Origin of the sequence: Photobacterium iliopiscarium, assembly GCF_003026395.1 — a bacterium.
In the GTDB taxonomy this organism is placed as follows: domain Bacteria; phylum Pseudomonadota; class Gammaproteobacteria; order Enterobacterales; family Vibrionaceae; genus Photobacterium; species Photobacterium iliopiscarium.
This window is the reverse complement of sequence record NZ_PYOO01000019.1, coordinates 32,013-52,027: the sequence shown is the minus strand read 5'-3', so window position 1 is coordinate 52,027 and position 20,015 is coordinate 32,013. Positions and strand designations below refer to the sequence as shown.

At 41.7% G+C, this 20,015-nt stretch carries 17 protein-coding genes and 6 tRNA genes; 21 read left to right on the top strand and 2 right to left on the bottom strand.

What is annotated here, in order from left to right; translation table 11 throughout:
* Position 1: 1 nt before the first annotated feature.
* The 6 genes from C9J51_RS18055 to C9J51_RS18030 all read left to right on the top strand — a co-directional run bounded on the left by C9J51_RS18055 (position 2) and on the right by C9J51_RS18030 (position 712).
* Positions 2–76, top strand: a tRNA-Gln gene (locus C9J51_RS18055).
* Between the two features lie 33 nt (positions 77–109).
* A tRNA-Leu gene (locus C9J51_RS18050) sits at positions 110–194 on the top strand.
* An 81-nt stretch (positions 195–275) separates the two neighbouring features.
* Positions 276–360: transfer RNA gene (locus tag C9J51_RS18045), tRNA-Leu, on the top strand.
* Positions 361–401: 41 nt separating this feature from the next.
* Positions 402–476 (top strand) — tRNA-Gln (locus C9J51_RS18040).
* 38 nt (positions 477–514) lie between these two features.
* A tRNA-Met gene (locus tag C9J51_RS18035) sits at positions 515–591 on the top strand.
* A gap of 36 nt (positions 592–627) precedes the next feature.
* Positions 628–712: transfer RNA gene (locus C9J51_RS18030), tRNA-Leu, on the top strand.
* 162 nt (positions 713–874) lie between these two features.
* On the opposite strand, the gene C9J51_RS18025 is transcribed toward C9J51_RS18030, so the two are convergent.
* On the bottom strand, positions 875–2,035 hold the full coding sequence (locus C9J51_RS18025; RefSeq protein WP_107275259.1) for a 2-octaprenyl-3-methyl-6-methoxy-1,4-benzoquinol hydroxylase: 1,161 nt from the start codon (positions 2,033–2,035) through the stop codon (positions 875–877).
* A gap of 169 nt (positions 2,036–2,204) precedes the next feature.
* On the opposite strand from C9J51_RS18025, the gene mtgA reads away from it, so the two are divergent.
* The 7 genes from mtgA (at position 2,205) to C9J51_RS17990 (ending at position 9,603) form a co-directional block, all read left to right on the top strand.
* Positions 2,205–2,933 carry a monofunctional biosynthetic peptidoglycan transglycosylase gene (mtgA, locus tag C9J51_RS18020; RefSeq protein ID WP_045040763.1) on the top strand — a complete coding sequence of 243 codons (729 nt, stop codon included), beginning with the start codon at positions 2,205–2,207 and terminating at the stop codon, positions 2,931–2,933.
* 169 nt (positions 2,934–3,102) lie between these two features.
* On the top strand, positions 3,103–4,530 hold the full coding sequence (miaB, locus tag C9J51_RS18015) for a tRNA (N6-isopentenyl adenosine(37)-C2)-methylthiotransferase MiaB (protein ID WP_045038149.1): 1,428 nt from the start codon (positions 3,103–3,105) through the stop codon (positions 4,528–4,530).
* A 112-nt stretch (positions 4,531–4,642) separates the two neighbouring features.
* The gene (locus tag C9J51_RS18010; RefSeq protein ID WP_045038150.1) at positions 4,643–5,740 is read left to right on the top strand and encodes a PhoH family protein; all 1,098 of its coding nucleotides are present in this window, start codon (positions 4,643–4,645) and stop codon (positions 5,738–5,740) included.
* Positions 5,740–6,201, top strand: a complete 462-nt coding sequence (gene ybeY / locus C9J51_RS18005) for an rRNA maturation RNase YbeY (RefSeq protein WP_045040762.1) — start codon at positions 5,740–5,742, stop codon at positions 6,199–6,201. The genes C9J51_RS18010 and ybeY overlap by 1 nt, the downstream gene beginning before the upstream one ends.
* An 82-nt stretch (positions 6,202–6,283) precedes the next feature.
* The gene (corC, locus tag C9J51_RS18000; protein ID WP_045038152.1) at positions 6,284–7,156 is read left to right on the top strand and encodes a CNNM family magnesium/cobalt transport protein CorC; all 873 of its coding nucleotides are present in this window, start codon (positions 6,284–6,286) and stop codon (positions 7,154–7,156) included.
* Positions 7,157–7,159: 3 nt separating this feature from the next.
* Positions 7,160–8,713 (top strand): apolipoprotein N-acyltransferase, encoded by a 1,554-nt coding sequence (gene lnt, locus C9J51_RS17995; RefSeq protein WP_107275260.1) that lies wholly within the window; start codon positions 7,160–7,162, stop codon positions 8,711–8,713.
* Between the two features lie 122 nt (positions 8,714–8,835).
* Positions 8,836–9,603: a lipid-binding SYLF domain-containing protein gene (locus tag C9J51_RS17990; RefSeq protein ID WP_045040761.1), complete on the top strand. Its 768-nt coding sequence runs from the start codon at positions 8,836–8,838 to the stop codon at positions 9,601–9,603.
* Between the two features lie 84 nt (positions 9,604–9,687).
* On the opposite strand, the gene C9J51_RS17985 is transcribed toward C9J51_RS17990, so the two are convergent.
* Positions 9,688–10,257 carry a zinc ribbon-containing protein gene (locus tag C9J51_RS17985; RefSeq protein ID WP_045038154.1) on the bottom strand — a complete coding sequence of 190 codons (570 nt, stop codon included), beginning with the start codon at positions 10,255–10,257 and terminating at the stop codon, positions 9,688–9,690.
* Between the two features lie 169 nt (positions 10,258–10,426).
* Between C9J51_RS17985 and leuS the strand changes: the two genes are divergently transcribed.
* From leuS to C9J51_RS17945, 8 genes are all read left to right on the top strand, one after another.
* Entirely contained in the window at positions 10,427–13,000 is a 2,574-nt protein-coding gene (leuS, locus tag C9J51_RS17980; RefSeq protein ID WP_045040760.1) for a leucine--tRNA ligase, read from the top strand.
* A gap of 141 nt (positions 13,001–13,141) precedes the next feature.
* Positions 13,142–13,795 carry an LPS-assembly lipoprotein LptE gene (locus C9J51_RS17975; RefSeq protein ID WP_045040759.1) on the top strand — a complete coding sequence of 218 codons (654 nt, stop codon included), beginning with the start codon at positions 13,142–13,144 and terminating at the stop codon, positions 13,793–13,795.
* Positions 13,792–14,820, top strand: a complete 1,029-nt coding sequence (holA, locus tag C9J51_RS17970) for a DNA polymerase III subunit delta (protein WP_045038157.1) — start codon at positions 13,792–13,794, stop codon at positions 14,818–14,820. The genes C9J51_RS17975 and holA overlap by 4 nt, the downstream gene beginning before the upstream one ends.
* 222 nt (positions 14,821–15,042) lie before the next feature.
* Positions 15,043–15,360, top strand: a complete 318-nt coding sequence (rsfS, locus tag C9J51_RS17965; RefSeq protein WP_045038158.1) for a ribosome silencing factor — start codon at positions 15,043–15,045, stop codon at positions 15,358–15,360.
* 6 nt (positions 15,361–15,366) lie between these two features.
* Positions 15,367–15,837 carry a 23S rRNA (pseudouridine(1915)-N(3))-methyltransferase RlmH gene (rlmH, locus tag C9J51_RS17960; RefSeq protein WP_045038159.1) on the top strand — a complete coding sequence of 157 codons (471 nt, stop codon included), beginning with the start codon at positions 15,367–15,369 and terminating at the stop codon, positions 15,835–15,837.
* 6 nt (positions 15,838–15,843) lie between these two features.
* A complete protein-coding gene (gene mrdA / locus C9J51_RS17955; protein WP_107180525.1) occupies positions 15,844–17,799 on the top strand; it encodes a penicillin-binding protein 2 in 1,956 nt (651 codons plus the stop codon).
* Positions 17,799–18,920 (top strand): rod shape-determining protein RodA, encoded by a 1,122-nt coding sequence (rodA, locus tag C9J51_RS17950; protein WP_045040758.1) that lies wholly within the window; start codon positions 17,799–17,801, stop codon positions 18,918–18,920. Before mrdA ends, rodA begins: the two co-directional genes overlap by 1 nt.
* A 3-nt stretch (positions 18,921–18,923) precedes the next feature.
* The gene (locus tag C9J51_RS17945) at positions 18,924–19,814 is read left to right on the top strand and encodes a septal ring lytic transglycosylase RlpA family protein (protein WP_045038160.1); all 891 of its coding nucleotides are present in this window, start codon (positions 18,924–18,926) and stop codon (positions 19,812–19,814) included.
* Positions 19,815–20,015: the final 201 nt, after the last annotated feature.

Below are 20,015 nucleotides of genomic sequence, written 5' to 3'. Positions count from 1 at the left end.
TAGGTCTATCGCCAAGCGGTAAGGCAACGGCTTTTGATGCCGTCATACCCTGGTTCGAATCCAGGTAGACCTGCCATATTTAGATTAATTGTTGCGACAGTTAATCATTGCGGAAGTGGCGGAATTGGTAGACGCACTAGATTTAGGTTCTAGCGCCGTAAGGTGTGAGAGTTCAAGTCTCTCCTTCCGCACCATTATTCTTTAAATCGGCTTTTTACCAATTACTGATTTAAACAATACACTAGAGAAATACGGTTATTTATAACTGACAATATGCGGAAGTGGCGGAATTGGTAGACGCACTAGATTTAGGTTCTAGCGCCGCAAGGTGTGAGAGTTCAAGTCTCTCCTTCCGCACCATTTTCTCTAGCTTGTGAAAGTCTTATGAAAATAAGCACTGTAGGTCTATCGCCAAGCGGTAAGGCAACGGCTTTTGATGCCGTCATACCCTGGTTCGAATCCAGGTAGACCTGCCACTCTTTAAGAGTATTGATTCATTTCAGTATTCTATGTTGGCTACGTAGCTCAGTTGGTTAGAGCACATCACTCATAATGATGGGGTCACAGGTTCGAATCCCGTCGTAGCCACCATTCTCTTTTGATAATGTTCAAAGAGATAAAAAATTTGCGGAAGTGGCGGAATTGGTAGACGCACTAGATTTAGGTTCTAGCGCCGTAAGGTGTGAGAGTTCAAGTCTCTCCTTCCGCACCATATTAGAGACCTACTCTTTGAGTAGGTTTTCTTTTATCTGCAATATAGTGATCATCTCCATTGATGACGACGGCAAGTAAAAGAATAAATAAAAAGCCGAGTAATTAATTTTACTCGGCTTTTTGTTTTTATTTTCGTTACAAAAGACATTCAATACTATCGTTATATTCCCATTGCATACTTCAATACGTGTTTTTTTATCGCGCCAGTATGATCAGCGGCCCGTAATCCTACATTGCGCAGTAACTTTAATGGCCCAATATTATTACTAAACGTGCTGTAGAAAAAATCCATTCCAGTTTGCATAATCAAATTATCAGGGCGACGACAACGTTCATAATTAGCCAGAACTTGAGGTTGTTGCCACTCATTACCCGCTTGGCTGATTTTTTCTAATAAACAAGCGACATCTTTAAAGCCTAAATTAACCCCTTGCCCTGCTAATGGGTTAATCGTATGCGCAGCATCGCCTAATAACACCACATTAGGTTTATAGTATGTTTGCGCATGACGACGAGTTAAAGGAAAACTGCCATGATTAAGCACAGTAAATTCACCTAATTCACTCGGGAACGTTGCCACAATCTCAGCGTGTAATTGCGCGGCAGGCATTGCTGATAATTGACGAATTCGAGCAGGAGAGTCATACCAAACAAGTGATCCTTGATGGCCTGGCAAAGGTAAAAATGACCGAGGCCCCGCAGGCGTAAACTGCTGCCAAGTAATATCTTGCTGTGGTAACTGCGTCGCAATATTAATCAACATACAATGCTGACGATAATCCCACGCGGTAATACCAATATTCGCTTGCTGGCGTACTTGAGAGTTAGCGCCATCAGCACCAATGAGTAAACCACAATTAAGCAGTGAACCATCGTCTAATTCGACCTGATAACCCTCATCAATCGCAGTCGCTGCGACCATGGTTGCAGGACACAATAAAGTAATATTGTCATACTGTTCAAATTGCTGCCATAGCGCTAATTGAATGACACGATTTTCGACGATATAACCTAATTGTTGCAGTTGCATCTCATCGGCATTAAACCGAATGCGACACTCAGGATTCTCCCATGTTTCGAGACGTTTAAAAGGACATAAGCGCATCGCCATCACCGCTTGCCACGCTCCTAATTGTTCCAAGAGTACAACTGAACGTGGAGAAATAGCCGATACGCGTAAATCCATCGCTTGGGCTGACATAAAGGGCTGTGGTGCATAACCTTCTATCACCGCCACCTCTAACCCTTGTTGAGCTAAACCAATGGCGGTAGCGGCCCCCACCATACCGCCACCGGCAACAATGACATCATATTGTTCCATATCTTTACCTACCTATTATGCCCAAGCTTATTATTTGGTTATAATCTTTCAAACCATTGTGTTAGATGATTGTATAAGAAAATACGGTTATTGGGGTACTACCATAATGTATTCATCGCTAATCGCCCATTAGCGACTCCCTCTCATCGCTGACAGGAATCCAACCACCATGCTGGCAGGCTTTAAACGTTTTACTATTAAACTTATTTTAAGCGCGTTAATTGTGCCTATTGTGCTAATCATTATTTTAAAATTTATCAACCCACCATTTTGGGGCTGGGAAATTAGCCGTACTCTATTTCCGCCACAAGGTTATCCAAAGCAAACACATCATCAATGGGTTAATTTGGATAAGATTTCAAAAAATATGCAATTAGCGGTGATCGCTTCAGAAGATCAAACATTTCCAGAACATCATGGTATCGATCTTAATGCAACCCTCTTTGTCCTTGAACACAGCGGTAAAAATGGCCCTAGCCGAGGCGCAAGTACTATTACTCAACAAACCGCTAAGAATGTATTTTTATTTCCCTGCCATTCTTTTGTCCGTAAAGGTATCGAATTGTATTTTGCATTATGGATGGAGGTTATTTGGGGCAAAGATCGTATTTTAGAAACCTACTTAAACGTCATTGAATTTGGTCCAGGGATCTATGGTGTTCAAGCAGCTAGTGAGCATTTTTTCCATATTCCAGCGAGTCGACTTAGCGCTCAACAAGCAGCACAACTGGCCGCGGTATTACCCAATCCGTATAAAATAAAAGCCAGTCCAATGAGTAATTATGTCTATCAACGAACATTATGGATCCGTAAACAAATGCGTCAACTAGGTATGGTTACGCTAAATAAGGTCTATGATGAACAATCACTTTTTAAATCATTTAATCTCTATCGCTAGTCAACGACAAAAGACCACACTTTTTTCAGGGTGGTGATGATCTAGTCAGACCGAGTTTAAAGCAGTACAATACGCGGCTTGCTACAGGGCATTACCCTAAAAATAACGTAATGCGACCTGTCAGCCCGTAATTCTGAATGTAATGAATCAACACTACGAGCGAAGAGAGATGGCGAAGAAACTGCTGATTAAAACCTGGGGCTGCCAGATGAACGAATACGATTCATCAAAAATGGCCGATCTTCTTAATGCTGCTAATGGCTTCGAGTTAACAGAAATCCCAGAAGAAGCAGATGTTCTGCTACTTAACACCTGTTCGATCCGTGAAAAAGCACAAGAAAAAGTTTTCCACCAGCTAGGCCGTTGGAAAAAACTAAAAGATAAAAAACCTGATCTAGTGATCGGCGTTGGTGGCTGTGTAGCGACTCAAGAAGGTGATTCTATTCGCAAACGCGCACCTTACGTTGATGTTATCTTTGGTCCACAAACCTTACACCGTTTGCCTGAGATGATTAAACGCTCTCAATCAAATGAAAAAACAGTAATGGATATTTCATTCCCTGAGATTGAAAAATTCGATAACTTACCTGAGCCTCGTGCTGACGGTGCAACTGCATTTGTCTCTATCATGGAAGGTTGTTCTAAATACTGTACGTATTGTGTAGTGCCTTACACTCGTGGCGAAGAAGTTAGCCGCCCAATTGATGACGTATTATTTGAAATTGCTCAACTAGCCGATCAAGGCGTACGTGAAGTTAACCTGCTTGGCCAAAACGTGAATGCATTCCGTGGTCCAACATTTGATGGTGAACTTGCTAGCTTTGCTGAGCTACTACGCTTAGTCGCTGCGATTGACGGTATTGACCGTGTACGTTACACAACCAGTCATCCAATTGAGTTTACTGACGACATTATCGACGTTTACAAAGATACCCCTGAGCTGGTTAACTACTTACACCTACCAGTACAAAGTGGTTCAGATCGTATTCTAACGATGATGAAGCGCCCTCACACGGTACTTGAATACAAGTCAAAAATTCGTAAGTTACGTAAAGTGCGTCCAGATATCACCATGAGTTCAGACTTTATTGTTGGATTCCCTGGCGAATCGGATCAAGATTTCGAAGATACCATGAAACTGATTCGTGATATCGATTTTGATATTAGCTACAGCTTTGTCTTCTCACCGCGCCCAGGCACACCAGCGGCAGATTACCCTTGTGATCTGACTGAAGAAGTAAAGAAAGAGCGTCTTTACGCCCTACAGCAGCAAATCAATAGCCAAGCAATGCGTCATGCACGCCAAATGCTAGACACAGAACAACGTATTTTGGTTGAAGGTCCATCACGTAAAAATGTAATGGAACTACGCGGACGTACTGAAAACAACCGTATTGTAAACTTTGAAGGCTCTGCTGAATTGATTGGTCAATTTGTCGATGTAAAAATCGTTGACGTATTTACCAACTCATTACGTGGCGAACTTATTCGCACTGAAGCAGAAATGGATCTTCGCGTTGCAATGTCACCAGCAGCAATGATGGCAAAAACGCGCCGTGAAGATGACTTAGGTGTAGGCGTATATACTCCTGAATAAGAGTGATTCACTGCCGTTGAACAACAAGCAGTAATAACGATTATTCAAAGTAAGTCGCATGCCCTGAAAATATGGTCGCCTACATCTAGGCGACCTCAATGAGAGGCAAACCTTGAGCAAGATAATTACTGTAGAATTTGATCTGGAACCCGCCCATAACCAGCGTCTTTCCAGCCTTTGTGGTCCTTTCGACGACAACATCAAACAGCTAGAACGTCGTCTAGGTGTTGAAATCAATCATCGCAGCAACCATTTTAGCGTCGTGGGTCAACCACACACTGCTGATGTTGCGACTAATATCATAAAAGATTTATACGTTGATACGGCTCCCGTACATAACAATATTCCTGATATTGAACCCGACCAACTTCATCTGGCGATTAAAGCCTCTGGCGTTTTAGAACAAACCATAGAAACAAGCATCCCTTTTGGTAAAGAAATCCATATCAAAACCAAAAAAGGGATCATAAAACCACGCACGCCAAACCAAGCCCAATATATTGCTAATATTGTAACCCACGATATTACCTTTGGTGTTGGCCCTGCCGGTACTGGTAAAACTTACCTTGCCGTTGCCGCTGCCATTGATGCCCTTGAGCGTCAAGAAGTTCGCCGTATTCTGCTTACTCGTCCTGCTGTTGAAGCCGGAGAGAAATTGGGTTTCTTACCCGGAGATTTAAGCCAGAAAGTCGATCCATACCTACGCCCGCTTTATGATGCTTTGTTTGAAATGCTAGGTTTTGAACGCGTAGAAAAGCTCATTGAGCGTAATGTGATTGAAGTCGCACCGTTAGCTTATATGCGTGGTCGAACCCTTAATGATGCTTTTATTATTTTAGATGAAAGCCAAAATACCACCGTTGAACAAATGAAAATGTTTCTAACGCGTATTGGCTTTAATTCACGCGCAGTGATCACCGGTGACGTCACTCAAATCGATTTACCGCGTGGCGCGCGTTCAGGTTTACGTCATGCGGTTGAAGTATTATCAAATGTTGAAGAGATTAGCTTTAACTTTTTCTTAGCCAATGATGTCGTGCGCCACCCTGTTGTCGCTCGCATTGTTCAAGCCTATGAAATCTGGGAAAGTGACGATCAAAAACAACGTAAACAAGCAGAACAACGTCGTCGTACAGAACAAGACGCCAAAGATGCCGCCTTATTCGCCGTCGCGACTGCCGCTAAAATTGAATCACAAAAGAGTAACTAATGGCGATTTATCTTGATCTACAACTTGCAACAGCAGACGAAACAGGGCTACCGACTGAGGCTGAATTCCAGCAATGGTTAAATGCCGCAGTCACCCCATTTCAAGCCGATGCTGAAGTCACTATTCGATTAGTTGATAAGCAAGAAAGCCACGCACTCAACCTTGAGTACCGAGGCAAAGATCGACCAACAAATGTACTTTCTTTTCCGTTTGAAGCGCCACCAGAAATCGAAATGAACTTACTTGGCGATCTCATTATTTGTCGTCAAGTTGTAGAAGCTGAAGCGCTTGAACAACAAAAGCCACTTAATGCGCATTGGGCACATATGGTTGTACACGGCAGTCTCCATCTGCTAGGTTATGATCATATCGAAGACGATGAAGCTGAAGAAATGGAAGCATTAGAGACTGAAATCATGCAAAACATGGGCTTTATCGACCCTTACATTTCTGAAAAGTAGTAATATACCAACAAATATTCCGCAGCTTGATAAACCAAGCTGCATTTCCGTGGCAATGTCCACTTAGTTGATAAAGTAAATAATGAACGCAGATAACTCTCCAACAACTGAAGGTCCGAGTAGAAAGTCCTTCTTTGAACGTATTGGCCAATTTTTTCAAGGTGAACCACAAAACCGTGAAGAATTAGTTGAAGTATTCCGTGATTCGGAAGAAAACGATTTGATAGATCATGACACCCGCGACATGCTCGAAGGTGTGATGGAAATAGCAGAAATGCGTGTACGTGACATTATGATCCCACGTTCACAAATGACGACTATCGAGCGTTCTCAGAAGCTAGAAGATCTTATTGATTTAATTGTTGAAGCTCAACACTCTCGCTACCCTGTTATTAGTGATGATAAAGACCATGTTGAAGGCATTTTATTAGCCAAAGACTTACTGCGTTATTTATTACCTGACAGTGAACCTTTTGATATCGACAAAGTATTACGTCCAGCCGTTGTCGTGCCGGAAAGTAAGCGCGTTGATCGCCTATTAAAAGAATTCCGCGAAGAGCGTTACCACATGGCAATTGTGGTTGATGAGTTTGGTGGTGTATCCGGTGTTATCACTATTGAAGATATTCTTGAACAAATCGTTGGCGAAATCGAAGATGAATTTGACGACGAAGAAGAGCAAGAAGTTCGTCAGTTAAGTAAGCATACTTACGCGGTCAAAGCCCTAACAACCATTGAAGATTTCAATGAACTGTTCCACACCTCATTTTGTGATGAAGAAGTCGATACCGTCGGCGGTTTAGTCATGATGAGTTTTGGTCACTTGCCATCGCGCGGTGAAGTTATTGAAGTTAATGGTTATTCATTTAAAGTGACCTCGTCTGATAACCGCCGTGTTATCCAGTTACAAGTAACTGTACCTGACGAAGCATTTCAACCTACCATTACTCCGTAAATGATGACAAAAAAAACACTCATCTCATTGGGACAGTTGCTTGCAGCTGTCCCTGCTGGTGCGATTGCGACCTTGTCTTTTGCTCCTTATGACTACGCATTTATCGCGCCACTAACACTGATTCTGTTTTTCCTTTTATTACAGAAGCAACCGCCTAAACGTTCAGCACTGATTGGCTTTTTTTATGGTCTAGGCATGTTTGGTACCGGCATTAGCTGGGTGCATGTCAGCATCGATACCTTTGGTGGTATGCCTAAAATTGCTAGCATGTTCTTAATGTGTCTATTAATTAGTTATTTAGCGTTATACCCCGCGTTATTTGGCTATTTATTTAATCGCTTTAACCGCCAACGTCCTTTTCATCAATTATTGCTTTCAGGCCCGGTAATTTGGCTGGTACTTGATTGGATCCGTGGTTGGTTATTCACGGGTTTTCCTTGGTTATGGATGGGATACAGCCAACTTAATACGCCATTGGCACACTTCGCACCCATTTTTGGTGTCGAAGGGATCACTCTCGCATTAGTGCTTATATCTGGATCAATAACTGCAACCCTTTACTACCGTAACTGGCGTCCATTCATGGTTGCGGTGTTAGTGGTAATATTAGCCGTATTAGCGGGTATTCCACAGTGGGTAAAACCCGATCCCAAGCACAGTGTTAGCGTTGCTTTAATTCAAGGCAATATTTCGCAAGAAGAGAAATGGCTACCCAGTCATCGCTGGCCAACGTTAATGAAATATATGGATCTCACCCGTGATAATTGGGGTGCAGATTTGATTATTTGGCCAGAAGCCGCTATTCCTGCGCTTGAAGAAGATATTCCCACCTTCTTACAAAATCTTGATTCAGCAGCACGTGCCAATAACAGTACCGTTATTACCGGTATTTTAGATCAAAAATCAGACGGCGAGTTTTTCAATAATATTTTAACACTCGGTGTTGATGCTGATGGTCCGTATAACTACAATACTGCAACCCGTTACACTAAACACCATCTATTACCTTTTGGTGAATTTGTACCGTTTGCCAGTATCCTACGACCATTAGCACCGTTTTTTAATCTGCCGATGTCATCGTTTAGCCGCGGTGCTTATATTCAACCGAATATTCAAGCCCATGGTTATTCAATTGCACCTGCGCTGTGTTATGAAATTGCGTTTGGTGAGCAAATCCGCCAAAACGTCACTAAAAAAACCGAGTTACTGCTTACGCTTTCTAATGATGCATGGTTTGGCCATTCTATTGGTCCATTCCAACACATGGAAATTGCCCAAATGCGCGCGCTTGAGCTTGGTAAACCATTATTACGTGGAACAAATACGGGTATTACCGCAGTGGTTGACCATAATGGTCATATCACTAAGGAATTACCGCAATTTGTCACTGGCGTATTAAAAGATAAAGTGATCCCAACCATTGGTATGACACCTTATACCACCTTGGGCAGTTGGCCGTTATACGGTTACTGTTTATGGGCATTAGCATTATCTTGGCTACTTGTTCGACGTAAACGCGGACATTTTCGTGATGTACGTCTAACGGAAAAAGAATAAAATTCAAGGTGAAGCTAATAACTTCACCTTCTTTTTTACGGCAAGTTTATTGTAAATTCATTGGCTAGTAACAATCGCGATCCTGTGAGTATCTATACCCACGGCGAGATAAGGAATGATAGATGAAAACGACACATAAAATTTTTGCGACTTTGTGCTCATTATTGATGTTGATGCTATCAGCACAAGTACTTGCTCAAGAACAGCAAAATGATACTAAAGACACACTTGCACTCTTTTATAAATCGCCACAAACACAACCTTTTTTCCATTCTGCTTATGGATATGCTGTTTTCCCATCGGTGGGTAAAGGTGGATTTTGGATTGGGGGTGCTTATGGCTCAGGGGTCGTATTTAAAGCCAATCAAGCGATGGGATTTGCTAAACTTTATCAAATTTCAATTGGGCTACAATTTGGAGGTCAGGCCTTTAGTGAGATTCTATTCTTCCAAGATAAACGCGCTTACGATCGCTTTATTGATGGCGGCTTAGAATTAGATGCTCAAGCATCCGCAGTCGCTTTAACAGAAGGCGCTTCAGCTAAAATCGGCACCGCAGGCGCAGGAATGAATGCGGGCAGCGACTACATGACTCAAAGCTACATCAATGGCGTTGCTATCTTCACTCAGGCTAAAGGTGGTGCCATGATCGAAGCATCATTAGCGGGGCAAAAGTTTACTTATGAACCAATGACGGCTGCTACTCGCCAGATCAAAGGCTACAATGATGTTCTGCCGACATTTAACAAAGAATATAAGCAGTCGCCAACAGTACCTCAACCACAACAAAGACAATATCAACAATCACAACGAATGCAAAAAGCAGCCGATACTATTAAACCGGAAAACACGGCTGTTGTCGTTGATGTCATTGAAAAACCAGACTATTAATTGATCGTTTTGGTTCTCACAAATAAAAACGCAGCCCTTAAGCGGCTGCGTTTTATTTTACTATAACGTCACATTTTTCAGCGTTTATGGATTTAATGGTAAACGAGAGAAATGTTTACAGCCACATTTTACACATGGTTCAATGCGAGTCACATGAGTGATCATTTCGGTATGGCCACATTGCTCACACACAAGATTACCAAGACCCACTAACTCACCCGCTTGATAAACACCTTTATGCTGAATATCATCCATTACTTCAATCCACTCTAATTGGGTTTTATCAGTAACTTCAGCCAAGTTCTTCCAAATACTTTCACTGACTAACTTATAAAATGGACTTTCGCTAAACGGCTGTGAACTGCTTTTTACTTCTTCTGTAAAGGTTTTCAAATCACTTTTGACATAAGCTTCAACTAATGACAATTCATCTTTAGTCATATCGCTAGCAGCTTTACCATAAAGCTCGGTCGTTTTAAGATCACTTTTGATGTACGCTTCGATCAATGCCAACTCATCTTTTGTCATATCACTGGCAGCTTTACCGTAAAGCTCTGTCATCTTAAAAAACTTCTTTAGCTCTTCTGGGCTATGCTTAAGCGCTTCAGTTACTTTTTCTAATACCGCTTCATAATGCTTTTGTTGCTTAGTCATGGGATTAATCCTCCACCAATGTGCGAAATAATTACGTAATTACGGCCAAATGTAAGATTAAGGTCGCCGAATCGCTATCAGCTATTGTTGACACCTTTACCTTTGGTTATCCTATGTCGATTACAATGAATGTGTTTGTATTAAACTCACAAAATTCTGGATGTCATCGATGCAAGAACAATATCGTCCACAGGACATTGAACAAAAAGTTCAAGAACATTGGGATAACAATAAGACCTTTGTTGTTAGTGAAGACCCTAATAAAGAAAAATTCTACTGTCTGTCCATGTTCCCGTACCCAAGTGGTCGCTTGCACATGGGTCACGTGCGTAACTACACTATCGGTGATGTTATCTCTCGCTACCAGCGCTTACAAGGCAAAAATGTCATGCAGCCAATTGGTTGGGATGCATTTGGTCTACCAGCAGAGAACGCAGCAGTAAAAAATAACACTGCGCCAGCCCCTTGGACTTACGAAAATATCGAGTACATGAAGAACCAACTTAAGCTATTAGGTTTTGGTTATGATTGGAGCCGTGAATTCGCAACCTGTACTCCTGAGTACTACCGTTGGGAACAAGAGTTCTTTACTAAACTGTACAACAAAGGCCTAGTTTACAAAAAGACATCGTCTGTAAACTGGTGTCCTAACGACCAAACCGTACTAGCGAATGAGCAAGTAGAAGACGGCTGTTGCTGGCGTTGTGATACCCCTGTAGAACAAAAAGAGATTCCACAGTGGTTCATTAAAATTACTGAGTATGCACAAGAGCTACTTGACGACCTTGATACCCTTGATGGTTGGCCTGAAATGGTAAAAACCATGCAGCGTAACTGGATTGGCCGTTCTGAAGGTGTTGAATTAACCTTTAACGTTAAAGGTCAAAACGATTTAGAAGTTTACACAACGCGTCCAGATACCCTAATGGGTGTGACATTTGTTAGCATTGCCGCAGGTCACCCTCTTGCAGCAAAAGCGGCTGAAAACAATCCAGCCCTAACAACATTTATCGATGAATGCCGTAACACCAAAGTTGCTGAAGCTGAACTTGCAACAATGGAAAAGAAAGGCATGGATACTGGCTTTACAGCTATCCACCCACTAGATGGTCGTGAAGTACCTGTCTACGTTGCTAACTTCGTATTAATGGATTACGGCACAGGCGCAGTAATGGCAGTTCCAGCTCACGATCAACGTGATTTTGAATTTGCGACTAAGTACAACATCGACATCATGGCGGTAATTAAGCCAGAAGACGGTAGCGAATTTGATATCTCTGAAACAGCATTCACTGAAAAAGGTGTGTTGTTCAATTCAGGTGAATTCGACGGTCTAAACTTCCAGCAAGCGTTTGATGCAATTGCAACCAAACTTGAAGCGGAAGGCAAAGGCAAGAAAACAATTAACTTCCGTCTTCGTGACTGGGGTGTTTCACGTCAACGCTACTGGGGTGCACCAATCCCAATGGTTACGACTGAAGATGGTCAAGTACATCCTGTTGCTGCCGATCAACTACCCGTTATTCTTCCAGAAGATGTGGTAATGGATGGCGTAACTAGCCCGCTTAAAGCTGACTTAGAATGGGCTAAAACGACCTTTAACGGCGAACCAGCACTGCGTGAGACGGATACCTTTGACACCTTCATGGAGTCATCTTGGTACTACGCACGTTACTGTTCACCACAAGCTGATGATATTCTAGATCCTGCTAAGGCGAACTACTGGCTACCTGTTGATCAATATGTTGGTGGTATTGAACACGCGTGTATGCACCTATTGTACTCACGTTTCTTCCACAAATTACTTCGTGATGCGGGTTACGTAACCTCTAACGAACCGTTTAAGCAACTACTATGTCAAGGCATGGTATTGGCTGATGCGTTCTTCTACACCACTGATAAAGGTGGTAAAGAGTGGGTTGCACCAACAGATGTAACAGTTGAACGTGACGGCAAAGGCCGTATCACAACAGCGGTAGATTCTAAAGGTCATAACGTTGAACACTCAGGCATGATCAAAATGTCTAAGTCTAAAAACAACGGTATTGATCCACAAGAGATGGTAAATAAATACGGTGCTGACACAGTACGTTTATTTATGATGTTTGCATCACCGGCTGATATGACACTTGAGTGGCAAGAATCTGGCGTTGAAGGTGCAAACCGCTTCCTTAAGCGTGTTTGGAAACTGGTTCGTGAGCATGCTGAAAAAGGCACAGCTGAAACCGTTGATACCACAGCATTAAGCAGCGTTCAAAAAGCACTTCGTCGTGATATTCACAAAACGATCGCTAAAGTAAGTGATGATATTGGTCGTCGTCAGACATTCAATACTGCGATTGCTGCCATCATGGAATTAATGAACAAGTTAGCTAAAGCGCCACAAGAATCAGTACAAGATCGTGCTATTCTTGATGAAGCACTGAAAGCAATTGTTACTATGCTTTACCCAATGACACCACATATCTGTTTTGAAATGTGGCAAGCACTGGGTCAAACAGACATTGACCATGCAGTATGGCCACAAGCTGATGCAGCAGCATTGGTTGAAGATGAAAAACTGATCATTGTCCAAGTTAACGGTAAACTACGTGCTAAATTAACGGTTGCGGCAGACGCTACCAAAGAGCAAGTAGAAGCGTTAGCAATGGCTGATGAAGGTGTAGCACGCTTCACTGATGGCAATACAGTACGTAAAGTAATTTATGTACCAGGAAAACTGCTAAACATCGTAGCAAACTAATCAAGGTTACTTTGCTTTGTTGGTCTATCTAACAAAGACAAGAGCCTTAAAGATCCCCGCTTCTGCGGGGATCTTTATAATTATGGTCATATTTGATTCTGCGCCCTGCGCACCTTCTTTTCTTTCAAGGAGCTGACTTTCGTGAAAAGTTTTTTCTCGGCCAACAGCCTAACTCGACTACTTATCATCACTCTTCTCGCGCTTACAACAGCTTCTTGCGGCTTTCATCTTCGTGGCAACTACATGCTACCAGAAGGGATCGCTAAGCTATCATTAACCAGTTTTGACCCCTACGGAAAATTAACCCGTATGGTAAAATACCAATTTAAACTGCATGGTATTGAAGAAGTAAAACCAGCAGCAACCGTACCAAACCTTAATATCACCAGTGAATCAACCGGCGATAGTACGTTATCTTTGTATCAAAATAACGGTAAAGCAGAATACGATTTAACCTTAACGGTTAACTATACTGTGACGATTCCGAATCAAGGTATTGAACAATTTAGCACTAAAGTCACTCGAACTTTCTTAGATAACCCACTTTCAGCATTAGCAAAATCAGTAGAACGTGATGAATTAGTTGATGTAATGCGTGAACAAGCCGCACAACAAATCATGCGTAAACTAGCGCGTTTGACCACAGTGTTTAATAAGATGGAAGAAGATAAATTAAATGCAGAATTAAACCAAATTTTGCATAATCAAAAAGTTTCTATTAAAGATGGCAGTACCACAACCATCACCACTACGCCTGCGGTTATATATAAAAAACAAGATCATAACGCACAATGAGAGTTTACCCAGAACAACTGACGCAGCAGCTAACAAAGGGCCTGCGTCAGGCTTATTTACTGTTTGGTAATGAGCTATTATTAAAACAAGAAGCAGGCGATAGCATCAAGCATATCGCCCAGCAACACGGTTATCTTGAACGCCACAGCTTTACGATCGACAATAGTATTGATTGGAATGCGGTGTTAGATTGCTGCAATGCCATGAGCTTATTTTCAGCCCAACAAATTATTGAACTTGAAATTGCTGAAACCGGGTTAAATGCCAACCAAGCCAAAGCATTACTGGAAGTGATAGCGGCACTTAATCCTGATATTTTATTGATCCTCACAGGTCCTAGAATCAATAAAAAGCAAGAAACGACTAAATGGTTTAAAGCACTTGATAATATTGGTCTATATGTACCGTGCAATACCCCTGATCCGCGCCAAATGCCGCGTTTTATTCAAGGTCGTTGTCAACAATTAGGCTTAAAACCCGATCATGAATCGGTACAAATGCTCGCGCAGTGGCATGAAGGTAATTTACTGGCTTTATCACAAAGTTTACATAAATTAGTACTCCTGTACCCCGATGGCATTCTTACTATCGTACGGTTACAAGAAGCATTAAGTCGCCATAATCACTACACGCCATTTCAATTAATTGACGCATTGTTAGCCGGACAAGCTAAACGTAGCCAACGCATATTGCGTCAATTACAAGCTGAAGGTGTAGAAGCTACTATTTTACTGCGAACACTACAGCGAGAATTAACTCAGCTGTATAAAATGCAAGAAATGGGTAAAAAAGGCACGCCACTCAATCTAATATTTGAACAATTTAGAGTGTGGCAAAACCGACGTGAAATGTATATCGGGGCGTTACATCGACTGTCTTTAACAACGTTAGTAACGATTATTCGCCAACTAACCTTATTGGAAATTCAGGTTAAAACCGATTATGACACTCAGCCGTGGTCAGCCCTAAGTTGCTTATGTGCTGAGATGTGCGGCATTACGACCCATTTACAGCCACGAAATTAATTTTAATACAGGTCAAAATCGCGACTTTTTGCCTATTTGAACTAAATCACTAAACAAACATGCGAAAAAACACCGTTGGAACCTTGTCCGCTTATCGCTGTCTGATAAGAGCATGGTATACTGCGGCACAATTCATGGTCAGTATGTCTATTTGACATTATCGATGCTAGTTATAGCGTCAATCGACCACTACTATACTAACACTCAAGTGAGGGAATCCCTTTGCAGGTTCAAGAACTACACGATTTCATTGTTGATAAAATTGACGACATTAAAGCACAAGATATCGTAACTATTGATGTTCGCGGTAAATCAAGCATCACCGATTTTATGGTTATCTGTACTGGTACATCTAATCGCCACGTAGCTTCTGTGGCAGATCACGTAAATAAAGAATCTAAACTTGTTGATTACCCTCCGTTCGGCATCAGTGGCGAGAAAGAAGGTCAATGGGTTATTGTTGATATGGGCGATGTTATGTTACATATCATGCAAGAAGATGCACGTGAGCTATACCAACTGGAGAAGCTTTGGAGCTAATTGACCATGAAGCTTCAACTGATTGCTGTTGGTACTAAAATGCCAAAATGGGTTGAGGACGGTTATAAAGAATATAGCCGCCGCTTCCCAAAAGATATGCCTCTGGAATTAATTGAAATTTCAGCGGGAAAGCGTGGCAAAAATGCTGATATTCCTCGCATTCTACAAAAAGAAGGCGAAGCTATGTTAGCTGCAGTTGCTAAAGGCAACCGAATTGTCACACTGGATATTCCCGGTAAACGCTGGGATACAGGACAATTGGCACAACAATTGGATGCATGGAAACTAGACGGACGCGATGTATCAATTTTGATCGGCGGACCTGAAGGACTTTCTCCTGCATGTAAAGCAGCGGCAGAACAAAGCTGGTCATTATCACCATTGACTTTACCACACCCATTGGTACGCGTGGTTATGGCTGAAAGCTTATACCGTGCATGGAGTGTCACGGCTAACCATCCGTACCACAGGGAATAATCATAAATGAGACAAAAGCGAACCCAGATCCGCGATCATCGCGCTGAGTCGGCATTGTTTTTTCGTCGAGCTCTTGTCTCATTTATTGGTATCGCAATACTTGTAGGCCTGCTGCTGTTTAATCTGTTCCATATTCAGGTTGAACAACATCAGGACTATCAAACCCGCTCTAATGATAATCGTATTAAAATTGTTCCCGTCACCCCTAATCGCGGCCTAATTTACGACCGTAACGGTGTGATTTTAGCCGAAAACAGACCTATCTATAGTCTTGAAATTACCCTGGAAAAAGTTTCTGAGCTTGATCAAACCTTTGCCGATCTTAAACAGATCATGGGCATCACTGACGAAGATATTGCTAATTTCCAAAAAGAACGCCGTCGTACTCGTCGCTTTAAATCAGTCCCTATTCTTGATCACCTTAATGAAAAGCAAGTTGCGCTATTTTCTGTTAATCAACATCGCTTGCCTGGCGTAGAAGTAAAAGCCCACTTAAAACGCTATTATCCTTATAGTGATGCCTTAACGCATGTATTGGGTTATGTCGCTAAAATTAACGATCGCGACCTTAAAAAGCTGGATAAAGAAGGAAAACTGAGTAATTACAAAGCCACTCGAGATATGGGGAAATTGGGTGTTGAACGTTATTATGAAGAATTATTACATGGCACTTCTGGCTACCAAGAAGTTGAAGTTAATAGCCGTGGCCGTGTTATACGTACCCTAAAATATATTCCGCCTATTCCAGGTAAAGATATCAAGATCAATATTGATATTAAGCTGCAACAATATGTTCAAAATCTATTAATTGAACATACGGTAGATCCGATCACTGGCAAAGAGATCATCAAGTATAAGCGAGGATCTATCGTGGTATTAGATCCTAAAGATGATGCTATTTTAGCCATGGTCTCAAGCCCAAGTTATGATCCTAATTTGTTCGTACGTGGTATATCAAGCAAGAAATACAATGCCTTACTGAATAATCCAGATCGCCCATTAGTAAACCGCGTTACGCTTGGTATTTATCCACCCGCATCAACGGTTAAGCCACTAATTGCCGTTGCAGCACTAACCGAAGGGGTGATCACACCCAATACCACCCGTAATGATCCCGGTTGGTGGCAAATCCCTAATTCTACTAGCCGTAAATTCCGTGACTGGCTACGTTGGGGTCATGGTCGAGTCAATATTTATAAAGCAATTGAAGAGTCAGTAGATACTTACTTTTATCAGGTTGCCTACGATTTAGGTATCGATCGTCTTTCAACGTGGATGAATAAATTTGGTTATGGCGAATACACAGGCATTGATATTCACGAAGAAAGTAGAGCCAATATGCCAACCCGTGAATGGAAACAAACACGCCATAAACGCCCGTGGTATCAAGGGGATACTATTCCTGTGGGTATCGGACAAGGTTATTGGACGGCGACGCCATTACAAATAGCTAAAGCCACATCGGTACTGGTTAATAGTGGTGTTGTACATCGCCCACACCTACTTAAAAATATCATTGATGATAACGTAGAAGCACCGGCTACATTTGAGAACTTTCCGCCTATCACAGGGGTAACCCCTAAAACATGGGAAATTGCGCGTGAGGGAATGCACCGCGTATTATATGGAAATCGTGGTACAGCACGTAAAGCCTTTTACAATACCCCTTATCAAGCAGGGGGAAAATCAGGCTCAGCGCAGGTATTTGGTTTAGCTAAAAATCAAAAATATAATGCTGATGAATTAGAAGAACATTTACGTGACCATGCTTTATTTACCGCATTTGCACCGTTTGAAAAACCACAAGTTGTGGTCTCAATGGTGTTAGAAAATGCCGGTGGTGGCTCAAGTAATGGTGGTCCAATTGCCCGTAAAATATTTGACTATATGTTAATTGAACCACCAGCCAATGTCCCTTTACCATTAATAGCACCAACAAAAGCCACCGCGGAAGTACATTAATGAGCATCATGGCAACAACAGGAGCAAAACCAAGCATAAGTGAACGCTTACATATTGATATCCCATTATTACTCGGTTTATTGGCCATTATGAGTTTTTCATTGGTGATCATGTACAGTGCTAGCGGTCAAAGCGTACCAATGATGGAGCGCCAAGCAATGCGAATGGTATTGTCACTTGGTGTGATGTTACTATTAGCCCAAATCGCCCCACGTCGCTATGAAGCATGGGCACCCTATTTATTTGGGATCGGATTATTACTACTCGTTAGTGTACTTGCCTTTGGTGAAGTATCAAAAGGCGCACAACGATGGCTTAATTTAGGCTTTATTCGCTTTCAGCCCTCAGAGTTAATTAAACTTGCAGTGCCATTAATGGTGGCAAGATTTATAGGCAACCGTCCATTGCCACCCACATTTACCCATATTTTTGTCGCCTTGATATTAATTTTCACGCCAACAATTTTAATTGCTAAACAGCCCGACCTTGGTACTTCAATTTTGATTGCCGCATCAGGGATATTTGTCCTGTTTCTGTCAGGAATTAGCTGGCGAGTGATAATTGGTGCATTGGTATTACTCGGTGCCTTTATTCCTGTGTTATGGTTCTTCCTGATGCACGACTATCAACGTACTCGCGTAATGACCTTATTTAATCCTGAATCTGATCCTTTAGGTGCGGGATACCATATAATTCAATCAAAGATAGCCATTGGTTCAGGAGGAATCACTGGTAAAGGTTGGCTTCATGGTACGCAATCACAATTAGAATTTGTTCCTGAACGTAATACTGACTTCATTTTTGCAGTGATCGCTGAAGAATGGGGGCTTGTAGGTATTATTGGTTTACTAGCAATGTATCTATTTGTATTGGGACGAGGATTGTTACTTGCAAGTAGAGCTCAAACTGCGTTTGGACGAATGATGGCTGGCAGTATCGTACTCAGTTTTTTTGTTTATATTTTTGTTAATATCGGAATGGTAAGTGGATTATTGCCTGTTGTAGGTGTTCCTCTTCCCTTAGTCAGTTATGGTGGAACCTCAATGGTTACTCTTATGGCTGGTTTTGGTATTCTGATGTCTATTCACACTCATAGAAAAATGTTGTCGAAGGCGACCTAATAAATGCGTTCACTATTTGTAGTTTTTTTCCTAATTCTTGCTGGGTGTAGTTCTTCGCCTGAACAAACCCAACAGCCACAAACAAAACCAGATACAACGGTTAAACCAGTTAAAGTGGTTAAAATCGTTAAAGTCACCAAACCTAACACTGATGATCCTAATGCAGGACGTTATTCTCTTAAAGATGATCGCGCCCCGACTGTCATCCCTAATTTTTCAAAAGTAAAATTAATTACTCCTCACTACGAAGCTTATAGCCGTGGTGGTAATAAGGACTACACCTTACGTGGAAAACGCTACCATATAATTAAAAATCCTAAAGGCTATACCGAAACTGGATTTGCCTCATGGTATGGCGAAAAGTTTCATGGTCATAAAACAGCCAATGGCGAAGTGTATAATATGTTCGCAATGACAGCGGCACACAAAACTCTGCCATTACCGAGCTTTGTACGAGTAACAAATACCTTAAATCATAAATCAGTGATTGTGCGTGTTAACGATCGCGGTCCATTTCATGATGGTCGTATTATTGACTTAAGTATGGCTGCGGCCTCTAAATTAGGCGTTATCAGCTATGGTACTGCTCCAGTAAAAATCGAAGTGTTGACCATACCAAAGCCATCAACTTCAGCTGAAATAAAAAAAGCACCAATCCCTATTCAATATTTTATCCAATTAGCAGCGGTGAATACCCAGCAAAAAGCGGATCAAATGCAAAAAGAAGTAAAAAAACGTTATAGCACCAGTGTTGATATTGAAAAAATTGCGAATCGAGCTGTTTTCCGCATTCGATTAGGGCCATTTTTAGATCACAAAGATGCAGATTTATTGCTCGCTCAAATAAAAAACAAGCATTATCCGCAAGCATTTATGATCACTGAAAAACGATAATGAACCTTATTGTTATTTTGTAATCATAGTTATAGCCTATAGTTTGTTATTAAAATCATAACACTATAGGCTTTTTATAGCGCTTCCCCATAACAATAACAGCCATGCTAATCTTAACGCCTTAATGTCAGGACTTTGGAAACTTCTGTTCTGACACTGATTGCCAATGTGTTATCTGTTATAGTGAGCCCACTTTTTAGC

Coding starts and splice junctions, on each gene's coding strand:
- C9J51_RS17985 (WP_045038154.1), bottom strand. CDS start 10,257: ATGACTAAGCAACAAAAGCATTATGAAGCGGTATTAGAAAAAGTAACT.
- rlmH (WP_045038159.1), top strand. CDS start 15,367: ATGAAGCTTCAACTGATTGCTGTTGGTACTAAAATGCCAAAATGGGTT.
- rodA (WP_045040758.1), top strand. CDS start 17,799: ATGAGCATCATGGCAACAACAGGAGCAAAACCAAGCATAAGTGAACGC.
- leuS (WP_045040760.1), top strand. CDS start 10,427: ATGCAAGAACAATATCGTCCACAGGACATTGAACAAAAAGTTCAAGAA.
- ybeY (WP_045040762.1), top strand. CDS start 5,740: ATGGCGATTTATCTTGATCTACAACTTGCAACAGCAGACGAAACAGGG.
- C9J51_RS17945 (WP_045038160.1), top strand. CDS start 18,924: ATGCGTTCACTATTTGTAGTTTTTTTCCTAATTCTTGCTGGGTGTAGT.
- lnt (WP_107275260.1), top strand. CDS start 7,160: ATGACAAAAAAAACACTCATCTCATTGGGACAGTTGCTTGCAGCTGTC.
- C9J51_RS18025 (WP_107275259.1), bottom strand. CDS start 2,035: ATGGAACAATATGATGTCATTGTTGCCGGTGGCGGTATGGTGGGGGCC.
- mrdA (WP_107180525.1), top strand. CDS start 15,844: ATGAGACAAAAGCGAACCCAGATCCGCGATCATCGCGCTGAGTCGGCA.
- corC (WP_045038152.1), top strand. CDS start 6,284: ATGAACGCAGATAACTCTCCAACAACTGAAGGTCCGAGTAGAAAGTCC.
- holA (WP_045038157.1), top strand. CDS start 13,792: ATGAGAGTTTACCCAGAACAACTGACGCAGCAGCTAACAAAGGGCCTG.
- mtgA (WP_045040763.1), top strand. CDS start 2,205: ATGCTGGCAGGCTTTAAACGTTTTACTATTAAACTTATTTTAAGCGCG.
- C9J51_RS17990 (WP_045040761.1), top strand. CDS start 8,836: ATGAAAACGACACATAAAATTTTTGCGACTTTGTGCTCATTATTGATG.
- miaB (WP_045038149.1), top strand. CDS start 3,103: ATGGCGAAGAAACTGCTGATTAAAACCTGGGGCTGCCAGATGAACGAA.